This window comes from Nitrospirota bacterium (genome assembly GCA_040752355.1).
Classification (GTDB): Bacteria; Nitrospirota; Thermodesulfovibrionia; order Thermodesulfovibrionales; family Dissulfurispiraceae; genus JBFMCP01.
In genome coordinates, this window is the sequence record JBFMHE010000004.1 from 150833 (window position 1) to 162293 (window position 11461).

Below are 11461 nucleotides of genomic sequence, written 5' to 3' on the forward strand. Positions count from 1 at the left end.
AAGTAAGAGGTAGGAAGTATGGATTACTTCCCACCTCTTACTTCTTACCAAATTTACTTGTAACATTACTCATGAAATGTTATCATAAAAGACTTTTTATTGCAACGAACAAAGGGTTTCGAAAGGAGGAAAAGTATGGCGAGCTGCTCTATCTGCGGCAAGACGAAGACGGTCGGCAACAACGTCAGCCACGCGAACAATAAAACGAAGCGCATCCTGGTGCCGAACGTCCAGAGGATCAGGATCTCGACCGACCACGGCACGAAGCGCGCCTACGTCTGCACCCGCTGCATTCGGTCCAAGAAAGTCGTCAAAGCGGTCTGACCGCGCTCGAGGGGTTATAGCGTTCAGCGCCCGGCGCTCAACGCTATAACGCTCACCGCGCCCATCCTATGCACCGCGGCAGTCCGCTCTTCCTCTCCCTTCTCCGGGAGCTCGGCCTCGAGGACCGGTACAGGGTCGATACCCTCCAGCGCGAATGGTCCGCGCTCTTCGGCGAGCCGCTCTCGCTCCATACCTGTCCGTCCGGCCTGAAAGAGGGAGAACTGCTCGTCACCGTCGATTCCCCCCTCTGGCTGCAGCAGCTCAAATTCTTCAAGGAGGAGATGCTCAAGCGTCTTCAGTCCTTTGGCGTCCGCACCATCCGGTTCAGGCACGGCAGCATCTATGCCTCCCGCCGGCGCGGGCCGGGGCATACAGCGCCACAGTCATCGCCCCCCGCCCTTCCGTCCCGCCCTCTCGATGACGCCGACCGGACCTGGATAGAACAGACCATCGCATCGATTGCTGATGAAGAGCTGCGGGAAACGCTCGCGAGGGCCATGGAAAAAGCGCTCAGCCGCCCGCGGCGTCCGCAGCGATAACGGGGTTCCCGGCTCGAAATGAACGAGGCGGAAGTGCCGGTGGCTGCAAACCCCGTGCGCTTCCGCCTCTCTTGTTCTATCCTGTGGCGCTTTACGCTTAACGCGTTTACGCGGATTCCGCCTTCTCCTCGTAGACGAGTATCGAGCGCTCCCGCTTCTCGATGGCATCTTCGTTGATGAGGCACTCCGTGACGCCTTTCTGCGACGGGATCTCGTACATCACCTCGAGCATCACGTCCTCGAGGATAGCCCGCAGCCCCCGGGCCCCGGTCTTCCGCTCGATCGCCTTCTTGGCAATGGCCGAAAGCGCGCCCTCGGTGAACTTCAGCTGGACGTTGTCGAGGGCGAGCAGCTTCTGGTACTGCTTTATCAGCGCGTTCTTCGGCTCGGTCAGGATCCGTATGAGCGCCTGCTGGTCGAGCTCCTCGAGCGTCGCTACCACGGGGAGACGCCCCACGAACTCGGGGATCAGGCCGTACTTGATCAGGTCTCCCGGCTCGGCGAGGCCCAGGATGTCTTCAGGCCTCTTGTCCCGTGCAGCGGCGAGCTCGGTAGCAAACCCGATGCTCCGCTTGCCGACCCGCCGCTCGATGATCGAGTCGAGCCCCACGAAGGCGCCGCCGCAGATGAAGAGGATGTTCGTCGTATCGAGCTGGATGTACTCCTGCTGGGGGTGCTTCCTGCCGCCCTGCGGCGGGATGTTCGCGACGGTCCCCTCGATGATCTTGAGCAGCGCCTGCTGCACGCCCTCGCCCGAAACATCCCTGGTGATCGAGGGGCTGTCCGCCTTCCTGCTGATCTTGTCGATCTCGTCGATATAGATGATCCCCCGCTGCGCCTTCTCGACATCGTAGTCGGCGGCCTGCAGCAGCTTCAGCAGGACGTTCTCGACATCCTCTCCCACGTACCCCGCCTCGGTGAGCGTGGTCGCGTCGGCTATCGTAAAGGGCACGTCGAGGAACCGCGCCAGTATCTGCGCCAGCAGCGTCTTGCCGGTGCCGGTCGGGCCGATGAGGAGGATGTTGCTCTTCTGCAGCTCGACTTCCGAGCGGGAGCCCCGGAATATCCGCTTGTAATGGTTATGGACGGCCACGGACAGGATCTTCTTCGCCCGCTCCTGGCCGATCACGTAATCGTCGAGGAATTTGTGGATCTCGACCGGCGCGGGAAGTCTCCGGGAGAAATCCTTGTCGGCCACATGCAGCTCTTCATCTATGATCTCGTTGCAGAGACCGACGCACTCATCGCAGATATAGACCATGGGCCCTGCAATAAGCTTTTTGACCTCATCCTGCCCTTTGCCGCAGAATGAGCACTTCAGTATGGTATCATTCGCCTTTCTCGCCATAGGAACCTCCACCGCTTATCACGTCCGGCGCACCGACAAGAGCACGGCGCATACAGGATATGCAGCTCATCGGCAAACGCCCGCGCAACGCTCTCCTGCACAACCCCGGTAATGATTATTTCTTCTTCGCTTCCTTGACCGACGCAATGACGTCGTCCACGATACCGTAGGCCTTCGCATCCTCTCCGGACATGAAGTAGTCGCGCTCGGTATCGACCTGTATCTTCTCGATCGGCTGTCCCGTATGCCGCTGGAGGATATGGTTCAGCGTCTCTTTCATCTTCAGTATCTCCCGGGCATGGATCTCGACGTCCGAGGCCTGCCCGTAGAAGCCGCCGATCGGCTGGTGGATCATGACGCGGGAGTGCGGCAGCGCAAACCGCTTCCCTTTCGTCCCGGCGCCGAGCAGCAGGGCGCCCATGCTCGCCGCCTGGCCGATGCAGTAGGTGGCGATATCGGGCTTTACGTACTGCATCGTGTCGTAGATCGCGAGCCCCGCCGAAACCACGCCGCCCGGGGAATTGACGTAAATATGGATGTCCTTCTCGGGGTCTTCCGTCTGGAGGAAGAGCAGCTGCGCGATCACCACATTCGCCACATTATCGTCAATGGGCGTCCCGAGAAAAATGATCCGGTCTTTAAGGAGCCGCGAGTAGATATCGTAAACCCGCTCGGTCCTCCCCGTCTGCTCAATTACAATGGGAACGATGCTCATGCATTACTCTCCTTTTTCCGGTTTTGCCTTGCTCAGCAGAAGGGAAAGCACCTTGCGCTCGAAGACCGCGTGCTTCAAACCTTCGAGCGAGCCGTCCCTCGTCACATAATATTTTATAACATTTTCGGGGGAGATATAATACTTCTGGGCGATGCTGATAATCTCCTCCTTCAGATCGTCTTCCGAGACCGTCACGCCCTCTTTCTCTCCGATCAGGTCGAGCAGGATCGTCGCCCTGACGCTCTTTTCCGCCTGGGGCGTGAGCTCCTGGCGCAGCGCCTCGTCGGAGCGGTCGTCTTTGCCCGAGGCCCTGATGCCGGCGATCATCCCCTCCACTTCCGCTGCAAGCAGACTCTCGGGCGCCTCGACCTGGTGCGTCTCGAGGAGCCTGTCGAGGATTTCGCGCTGCTTCGCCCTGTCCGCATCCCTGTTCTTCGCTGCCAGGATGTTCTCCCTGATCTTCGCCTTTACCTGGTCGAGACTCTCCATGCCCAGGTCCTTGGCAAAGTCGTCGTCGAGGGAGACGGCGACGCGCCGCTTGATGTCCTTGACAACCGTCTCGAACTTCGGCCGCTTGCCGGCAAACGGCGAGGGAGAATCGTCGGGGAAGCTCGCCTCGATCTCGAAAGGCCCGTCCTTTTTCTTCCCGATCAGGCCGTCGAAGAACTCCTGGGGATAGGGGCCGCTGCCGATTTTGACTACCACGTCCTTGGCGACGGTCTCTTCACCGTTCACCCTCGCCGTATAATCGATGGTGACGAGGTCTCCCTGCTGCACCGCATCGTCCACCGCCTCGAAGGCGGCCCGCTCCTCGGCGATGTTGTTCAGCACCGCAGTGACCTCTTCCTCGGTCACCTCCACCGGCGCCTCTTTGACCGGGATATTCTCATACGTCAGGTTTTCGACGGCGGGCCTCACCTCTACCGTAACGGTCATCGAGAGCGGCCTGTTCCTCTGGAAATCGAAGGACTCCTCTACGGACGGCTGCGCCACCGGTACCAGCTGCGCCTCTTTCAGCGCCTTCTTGTACTCATCGGGGATGACCCGCTCGAGGACTTCGGCCTCGACCTCCCTGCCGAACTTCTTCTCGACGAGCGACATCGGCGCCTTGCCCGGCCTGAACCCCGGGAACTTGGCCCTCCTCTGCGCCTCGTTGAGCCCCTTCCGTATCTCCGCCTCGATCGCCTCTGCGGGAATCTCTATCTTAAGCCGTTTCTTTGTTGCCGACACATCCTCGAGAGCCTTTAACACTTCTTCCTCCTCTATAATTTAGTGCTTGATTTTCAATCGTTTAGTCTAAACTTTCGGGTGGCTCTTTGTCAATTTTATAGCGGAGTGCAGATGCTGCCGGCGTATGGAAAGGCCCTTTCACGGATACGCGGTTCGGCTGTGGCGCGGAAGATGAGGGCTACGAGAGATGCTGCCTGCGGGACCGGCGAAAAGATTCGGCCTGCCCCCTATGGTTTACTTCTATTGTACCACAGAATGCATGCAGGAGCATGCAGCGCACATGACAAACGAATTGCACGGGAAACGGGACAGGGCATGGTATGCTCCGACACCTTTTCCATCCCGGCATACAAGCGCCCGGCAGCGCTCTTTGAGGGCAGGAATGCCAGGATGGAGAGATACGCCCCGGCAATAGTTACCCGATATCTTCAGGACTGAACACGAGGCGCACTGCCAGGATATCGAGACGTATTTCTCGAAGGGTAGAACAGTGCCCGTCTCGACGAGAAAGAAAACCACAGAGGCACGGAGGGGATCAGGAGACGGTGCGCCGGAGACGCGGTGATGTGGAGTTTTTTCTTTTCTCCATGTCTCCGAGTCCCCGCGTCTCCGTGTCACTCAAGGCTTCAGCCTATTTACCCTTAGATATCATCTCTTCCAGCGCTTTTTCGAGAGCCTCGATCTGCCTCTGCTGCTCCTTGAGGGCTTCGACCAGCACTGCGGTGATTTTCTCATAGGAGACCGCCTTGTACCCCTCGGCATCGGTCTTCACCAGCTCGGGAATGACCTCCTCCACCTGCTGGGCAATAAAGCCGATCTGCGATCCTGTCTCGAAGTTCTTCCCCTCTATATCCTGCCGCCATTCATAAGAGACCCCCTGAAGCTGAAGCACCTTATCGAGAGAGTTCTCTAGAGGCTGAACATTCTCTTTCCAGCGAATATCGGACCCTGCCCAGCCGCCGGTGGAATAGGCGGAGCCGTTGACGTGGAGGGTGTAGGAGGGGCTTAGCGTCCCAATACCGACCTTACCGGTTGCATCAATAACCATTCGGTCTGCATCAGCAAATGCATCATGAATTCGAAACAGCCTGGTCGTATTGGCGATCTGAGCGAACATACGCCATGTGGCGCCTGATACATTCGTATCAGAGAGACTGATAGAGGCCCCCGCACCCGAAACATGCAAAAGTGAAATCGGATTCGTCGTCCCGATACCGACATTGCCTATCGCCGTCAACGTAATATGTCTTGCGTTTCCCGCCCCCAAGGTAATACCGCCATCCCCGCGCAGACCCATCTCAGTAGTACCGATCCCGCTGATAATGCCAGGTCCAACTCCCATAAATGCCCTGTTAGTTCCACCAGTCCGTAGGATAACATTGGGCTCAGTGGCATGATTGAGGGATATGCGGCCATTGCCTTCCACGCTAAGGGCATTATCAGGACTCGTCGTCCCCACCCCCACCTTCCCATTCACAATCAAATCCCCATCTGCTGCATGCACATTTACTCCGACAAGCATGAAGACAAACAATAATCCTAACAATCTTCTCATCTCTCTTCCCTCCATTTCAATATCAATTTATACCGTTTAATAGCTGATCATGAAATTCTTCAGCGTTAGCGTCCCTCCTCCCGCAAACGTCTGCACCTGGCCTTTGAGCGTCGTAAAGCCGCTCTTGGTTGAGAAGTCATTGCTGTGGCCGCCGTCGAGGGTGACCGCAATATTTCTGTTCACATTCAGGTTCTGAACGAGATACGTCCCCTGCACTTGAATAGTATCGTTATCTGCTGCCGCATTATAAGCATCCTGGAGCGAGGTGTACGTGTGGCCGGTATTGGCAATCCGTATCGGGCTGATCGCATACGTCTCGCTCTTCACCGCCTCCTGGTTGCCTGCGAAGTCAATGGAGAAGAACTTCAGAGTCGTCGTTGTAAGGACGACGATCGGTGCGGAATAGACCGGCGAAGAGGTTGTGGGCGTCGAGCCGTCGGTGGTGTAGAAGGTGCGGTCGCAGCCTGCGCCGCTGCCGCCTTCCGTACAGGTCAATGATACATCCACCGTAGCGGAATATGCTCCTCCAGCCGGTGTTGCGGTCGTCGTAGGCGCCCCGGTGTCGAGCCTGATAGTATCCTTTATCGAGGGGGAGAGCGGCGACCAGTTGCCTGCCGAATCCTTGAATCGCGCATAGACGGTCTTCTCCTCGTCGCCTGCGGTCAGGGTCCAGGCCTTGGTGGCGGCGAAGGTCTCGGGCTTGGACCAGACCGCGTTGTCGTTGCTGAAATGCATCTGTGTGCAGCTCGCGTTGTCGGTGCAGGTGAGCGTCAGGGTAACGCTCCTGCTGTTGGTTGCCGCCGCCCCGCCGTTGATGACAACGGTTCCTGCAGGCGCTGCAGTATCGAGCGTATACGTGCGGCTCTGCACCGCTTCCTGGTTGCCCGCCCGGTCTACGGCAAAGTACTTCACGGTGGCAGTAGCGCTCAGGGCGATTGCTCCCGTGTACTGCGCTGATGCGGTGCCCGGTGTCGAGCCATCGGTGGTGTAGTAGACTTTATCGCAGCCCGATCCCGCATAATCGCTGCATTTGAGCGCCACCTCGATAGCAGTGTTATACGTACCGGCGGGCAGAGAGGCGGTCGTCACCGGCGCTATGGTGTCGAGCACGATGGTATCGCTAAAGGCGGATGACCAGTTACCGGCGGAATCCTTGAACTTGGCGTAGACGGTCCTGATCCCATCGCTTCCTGCTGCGAGCGCCCATGCTTTGGTAGAGGCAAAGACTTCAGGAGCCGACCAGGCGCTTCCGTCATTGCTGAACTGCATCTGCGAGCATCCCGCGCTGTCGTTGCAGGTGAGGCTCAGGGTTACACCGGTGCTATTGGTGGCAACCGCGTCGCTGTTGATCTTCACCATACCTTGCGATGCCGAGCTGTCGATAATGTAGAACTCGGTCCGTACCGCCTCGCGTCTGCCGGAAGTGTCGGTGGAGAAGAACTTCAGTATAGCGTTCTCGGATATCGCTATCGGCCCTGTATACTGAGTCGATGAGGGCGCAGGCGTCGAGCCGTCGGTGGTGTAATAGGTAGCTGCGCACGAACCGGTGCAGGTCAGGGTTACGTTCTGAGGTATATTATACGTCCCGCCCGGTGGAGTTGCGGTCGTCGATACTGCCGTTGTGCCGGCGGTCACGAGAAAGTTCCTGAGCGTGAGTGTACCGCCACCGAGAGTGGTCTGGAGCGACCCGATGAGCGTGGTAAAACCGCTTTTGGTTGAATAATCGCAGGCGTACCCGCCGTCGATCGCAACGGCAATATCTTTACTAATGATGAGGCTCTCGTTGAAGGTGATGCCATGCACCTGGATAAGGTCTCCTTCCACTGCGGCATTATACGCCGCCTGAAGGGTAGTGAAGTACTGCGGCGTTGCGCTGTTTATCCGCACCGGGCCATTGGGGCAACTGAAGCTGGCGGTGATGGTGTGACTCGAGACAACATCACTGAAGGTATAAGCCGCCTCTGCGCCCCGAGATACGCCGTCGACCATCACATCGGAAATGCTGTAGCCCGCGTTAGGTGCAATGACGAACGTTTGCGAGCTGCCGTGGTTTACTGTCACATTGCCGGCAGGCGTTATGCTGCCTTTGCCGTCATCTCCTGCGCTTGCTGCTATAGTGTACATCCTGATCGCGAAGTTGGCGGTGACTTCCTTATTGCTGTCCATTATGAGAGAGCACGTCCCCGTGCCGCCGCAGGCGCCGGTCCAGCCCAGGAAATCATAGCCGGTATTGGGGGAGGCCGCAAGGGTGACGATCTTGTCGTAATCATAGCTTTCTGAGCAGTCGCTGCCGCAAGTGACGCCTGCAGGAGCGCTGGTGACCATGCCGCCTGCAGTATCGTTCAGGGAGACATTCAACGTATAGGTATCTTTCGCAAACTCGGCATGTATCGTATGGTTGCCGCCGGCATTGCTGAAGGTGTAGCTCGATACGGCGCCGACCTGGACATTGTCAACTTTGACATCGGTGATATGGTAATGGGGATCAGGGGTGATGGTGAAGGTCTGGCTGTCGGTGTACCTGACGCCGATGGTGCCGGCAGGGGAGATGCTGCCGCCGGGGCCTGCAGAGGCGGTGATGATCGCCGTCCCGCCGCCGGTCTGCACCTTCATCATGCGGGACGAGTCATTGTACTCGTACCGCGTAGTATCGGCAAAAGAGCTGATGGAAGGAATCAAAACCAACGCCGTAATGAGCACAAGGAGTAGTCTATAGTCGAGCCTGTTCTTCATCTCCCCCTCTTTCCTCCTTTAAAAATCGTAATCCGCGATCCGCAACGCGTAATGAGTTTAACGGCCCTGAAAATCCCTCCTCGCTTCCCTTTCCCAAAGGGAGGGACAACAGTTCTTTTACTCCCCTCTTTGGCAAAGAGGGGAGATTTTATAAAAGTTCACTGCTTCCGTATCAGTCAGGCACATGCATACTCCCCTGTTTTGACAGAAAAATCAGGCATGTGGTACAGTTTATCCATGAGTGCAAAAGGACAGTGCTTCAGAAAGGAGGCAAGCCAACCATGTCCAAGGTAATAGATGCTGTTTTTGAAGACGGCGTATTCAAGCCCCTCCAGGCTGTAGAGGTAAAAGAGCACGAGAAGGTTGCGATAAAGGTAATCTCCCTTGACGAGTGGCAGAGTCGCTTTAACCGCATTATCGAGAAGATACACAAGAGAGCCGCTCAGTACGGTTCTGAAGAGATCGAACAGGATATTTCCCAGGCCATAGAAGAGGTCAGGGAAGAAAAACGTGGCCGCCGTTAAGGCTGTTATCGATACCAATATCTGGGTATCCTCGCTCCTTAATCCCTTCGGCTTTCCCTCCCAATTACGCGAGGCTTTCACAAAAGGCGCTTTCCATGCCGTTATCTCAGAGCCGATGCTCTCGGAGCTCGCCGATGTCCTCAGCCGCCCCCGAATAAAGGACAAATACGGGCTCACCGATACCAATATCCAGGAACTCCTCATTCTGATCGAAGAACGGTCGGAGCATGTGCTGCTCGATGAGAATATCGCCATCTGCAGGGACAAGGACGACAACCTTGTCATCGAGACTGCCATCAAAGGGAAGGCGACATATCTCATCTCCCGCGACGACGATATCAAGTTTGATGACAAGGTGGTATCCTTTTTGGCGCAATATGGTATCACTGTCGCTTCCATTGCAAAATTTTTATCGCTCATTAAATGATTTTTGAAGGTTTGACCCCGTTTTACCCACTCATAGCTGTGTACCAGTATCCCGTATCGGTCATAGTACTCTTCGATGATCTCAAGAAACTTGATGCGATCCCCATCATCAAGGAATATCTCCTTCCTTTCATTCCCTCTGCTGGTGATGTGATACAACGCTCCCGGATACTCTATCCTCAACGGCCTTCCCATGAACTCTCCCCCCACTTAGCCCTTAATTCAAGTTTCAAGGCCTGACACCAACATTACCTCTTGAAGCTCAAAGAGGCCGAAGCAAAGAAGAGCGTTTCGGTGGGGTAAGGGGACACTCAATCTGTTGAGGCGTAGATGGATTGGTGCGCCCATTTTTTGTCGTTCCCTCTTATCGATCATTTCATCTCTTCCCTGTCATTATGAATTCCCGCTCTCGTTATCCTCTGCGCTTCATTCCTGCTGGATATAGCAAGTACAATGCCGAACACTGTTGGAACCGCCCCCTTTTCTTTCTACCTTTTCTGAACCGTCCCCTTTTCCCTCCCCTCAAGTCTGACCCTCTCGGCCCCCCTCTTCTCGATGATCCCCCCTCTTTTGTTTATAGTGATAATACCATTGGGAGGCAATCAACCCTATTATGATCGAAAAAATAAACACACTATATTGTATCTTACTATACATTTCTACATACCAATCCGGAGCGCTATCACCCCACCCCAAAATTATTACGCGAAAAAGCAATTCCAGTACATTGAGCAAAAAACCTAACATGAAACCTGCCACTAGCCCCACAGAAAGAAGTAAAACTCTCTTTTTTAACATAATGTTATTTTTTAATGACCTCTAAAAACCGTCTTAAATAATTTATAGTTGCCTCTCTGGTTGAGTCCCGCGCTCCTGCATTACGTGGGTCGCGCCAGTTATCGTACCATGTAGGATGAGGCATAGCTTGAAACAGACCTGTAATCAATCATGGTGTCAGGCCTTGAAATTTGAATCAAGCCCTTCGACGATTTTTGCCAATCTCTTATCATGAGCTATTTCTTCCTTTACTCCTGCCGAAGCCTTGCTTACGGCGCTGAAATGGATGCCTCCGAACAGCCGCCCTATCTCCTCATTATTCAAGCCCGCATATTTCTGGACAAAATAAATCGATACTTTTCGCGCGCTATTGCTCTTGATGCCCTTCTCTTTTATAGTGCTCTCCTCAGTCCCGAACGCACGGGCTACTTTCCTGATTATTTCAGACGGAAGTACTTGCTCCGTCAGCCTCTTGCGCTCTACTATTTCAAGGCCTAAAGGCTTTCCCTTGAGCATCTTTTTTACCTTCTTTAGACCAGAAAAGGGGACGGTTCTATTTTCCGTCATTTTCTTCCTTTCTGGGCCTGCCCTTCTTCCGTATTATCTCTTCGAGCGCGAACCTCTTCTTCATCTTCGCTGCAAAATCCTCATTCCCATACACTACCTTTCTTTCCATTTCACCGCTCATCGCCTCTCGTTCCATAAGCATCCCCTTCACGAATTCCCTGTACTTCCTTCTCCGTTCCGGCCCACTCTCGGATAACTGCTCATATATCGAATGCTCGTCAACGATCAAATCTCCCTTCCCAAAGGCATATGCTCCGTAACTGCTCCACTGGTACTCTTTAGGATCATCGACTATCCTTGCCCTTACCGGATTCAGCTCCACATAGCTGCCGCAGGCAAGCAGATATTCATCCTTCGATACAATGATGCTCTTGTACCGGTCCTGCCAGAAATGCCCGATATGCTTGTACTTTCTCTTATAATGCTGCGCATATGAGAGATTGATTCCCTTCATAACTTCCGCCAAACTGCCTCCGTCACCAGTCGTTTCAAGCACCAGATGCACGTGATTCGACATCAGCACATAATGGTAAAGCTTAAACTCATACTTCTCTTTATACTTCTTAACAATCTCGACATATCGCTCAAAGTCCTCTTCACCCTTGAATACATTCTGCCGATTGTTGCCTCTCGTCAGCACATGATACACATACTCATTCGGCGCTACTCGTGCGGCTCTCGGCATCTCAATATCTCTTAATCCCCTCTCTTCTTATCGAAAAA

At 55.0% G+C, this 11461-nt stretch carries 11 protein-coding genes; 4 read left to right on the plus strand and 7 right to left on the minus strand.

Annotated features, from left to right (window positions below):
- The first annotated feature begins 135 nt into the window (after positions 1–135).
- Both rpmB and AB1805_04555 read left to right on the plus strand, forming a co-directional pair.
- Positions 136–324 (plus strand): 50S ribosomal protein L28, encoded by a 189-nt coding sequence (rpmB, locus tag AB1805_04550; GenBank protein ID MEW5744695.1) that lies wholly within the window; start codon positions 136–138, stop codon positions 322–324.
- A gap of 68 nt (positions 325–392) precedes the next feature.
- Complete coding sequence (locus AB1805_04555) at positions 393–863, plus strand: DUF721 domain-containing protein (GenBank protein MEW5744696.1); 471 nt, start codon at positions 393–395, stop codon at positions 861–863.
- A gap of 106 nt (positions 864–969) precedes the next feature.
- On the opposite strand, the gene clpX is transcribed toward AB1805_04555, so the two are convergent.
- From clpX to AB1805_04580, 5 genes are all read right to left on the minus strand, one after another.
- The gene (clpX, locus tag AB1805_04560; protein ID MEW5744697.1) at positions 970–2211 is read right to left on the minus strand and encodes an ATP-dependent Clp protease ATP-binding subunit ClpX; all 1242 of its coding nucleotides are present in this window, start codon (positions 2209–2211) and stop codon (positions 970–972) included.
- Positions 2212–2326: 115 nt separating this feature from the next.
- On the minus strand, positions 2327–2926 hold the full coding sequence (gene clpP / locus AB1805_04565) for an ATP-dependent Clp endopeptidase proteolytic subunit ClpP (protein ID MEW5744698.1): 600 nt from the start codon (positions 2924–2926) through the stop codon (positions 2327–2329).
- A gap of 3 nt (positions 2927–2929) precedes the next feature.
- Positions 2930–4177, minus strand: a complete 1248-nt coding sequence (gene tig / locus AB1805_04570; protein ID MEW5744699.1) for a trigger factor — start codon at positions 4175–4177, stop codon at positions 2930–2932.
- A 610-nt stretch (positions 4178–4787) separates the two neighbouring features.
- Complete coding sequence (locus AB1805_04575) at positions 4788–5711, minus strand: tail fiber domain-containing protein (GenBank protein MEW5744700.1); 924 nt, start codon at positions 5709–5711, stop codon at positions 4788–4790.
- A 36-nt stretch (positions 5712–5747) separates the two neighbouring features.
- On the minus strand, positions 5748–8444 hold the full coding sequence (locus tag AB1805_04580; GenBank protein ID MEW5744701.1) for a chitobiase/beta-hexosaminidase C-terminal domain-containing protein: 2697 nt from the start codon (positions 8442–8444) through the stop codon (positions 5748–5750).
- A gap of 281 nt (positions 8445–8725) precedes the next feature.
- On the opposite strand from AB1805_04580, the gene AB1805_04585 reads away from it, so the two are divergent.
- Together AB1805_04585 and AB1805_04590 are read left to right on the plus strand one after the other, a co-directional pair.
- The gene (locus tag AB1805_04585) at positions 8726–8968 is read left to right on the plus strand and encodes an antitoxin family protein (GenBank protein MEW5744702.1); all 243 of its coding nucleotides are present in this window, start codon (positions 8726–8728) and stop codon (positions 8966–8968) included.
- Positions 8955–9395, plus strand: coding sequence for a putative toxin-antitoxin system toxin component, PIN family (locus AB1805_04590; protein MEW5744703.1), 441 nt, complete (start codon positions 8955–8957; stop codon positions 9393–9395). Before AB1805_04585 ends, AB1805_04590 begins: the two co-directional genes overlap by 14 nt.
- 953 nt (positions 9396–10348) lie before the next feature.
- On the opposite strand, the gene AB1805_04595 is transcribed toward AB1805_04590, so the two are convergent.
- Positions 10349–10738, minus strand: a complete 390-nt coding sequence (locus AB1805_04595) for a helix-turn-helix domain-containing protein (GenBank protein MEW5744704.1) — start codon at positions 10736–10738, stop codon at positions 10349–10351.
- Positions 10725–11423 (minus strand): transposase, encoded by a 699-nt coding sequence (locus AB1805_04600; protein MEW5744705.1) that lies wholly within the window; start codon positions 11421–11423, stop codon positions 10725–10727. The genes AB1805_04595 and AB1805_04600 overlap by 14 nt, the downstream gene beginning before the upstream one ends.
- Between the last annotated feature and the right edge of the window lie 38 nt (positions 11424–11461).

What these genes read in the sequence shown, in the direction of transcription:
- AB1805_04585 (MEW5744702.1), top strand. Translation starts at nt 8,726, where the DNA reads ATGTCCAAGGTAATAGATGCTGTTTTTGAAGACGGCGTATTCAAGCCC.
- AB1805_04600 (MEW5744705.1), bottom strand. Translation starts at nt 11,423, where the DNA reads ATGCCGAGAGCCGCACGAGTAGCGCCGAATGAGTATGTGTATCATGTG.
- clpX (MEW5744697.1), bottom strand. Translation starts at nt 2,211, where the DNA reads ATGGCGAGAAAGGCGAATGATACCATACTGAAGTGCTCATTCTGCGGC.
- AB1805_04575 (MEW5744700.1), bottom strand. Translation starts at nt 5,711, where the DNA reads ATGAGAAGATTGTTAGGATTATTGTTTGTCTTCATGCTTGTCGGAGTA.
- AB1805_04555 (MEW5744696.1), top strand. Translation starts at nt 393, where the DNA reads ATGCACCGCGGCAGTCCGCTCTTCCTCTCCCTTCTCCGGGAGCTCGGC.
- rpmB (MEW5744695.1), top strand. Translation starts at nt 136, where the DNA reads ATGGCGAGCTGCTCTATCTGCGGCAAGACGAAGACGGTCGGCAACAAC.
- AB1805_04595 (MEW5744704.1), bottom strand. Translation starts at nt 10,738, where the DNA reads ATGACGGAAAATAGAACCGTCCCCTTTTCTGGTCTAAAGAAGGTAAAA.
- clpP (MEW5744698.1), bottom strand. Translation starts at nt 2,926, where the DNA reads ATGAGCATCGTTCCCATTGTAATTGAGCAGACGGGGAGGACCGAGCGG.
- AB1805_04580 (MEW5744701.1), bottom strand. Translation starts at nt 8,444, where the DNA reads ATGAAGAACAGGCTCGACTATAGACTACTCCTTGTGCTCATTACGGCG.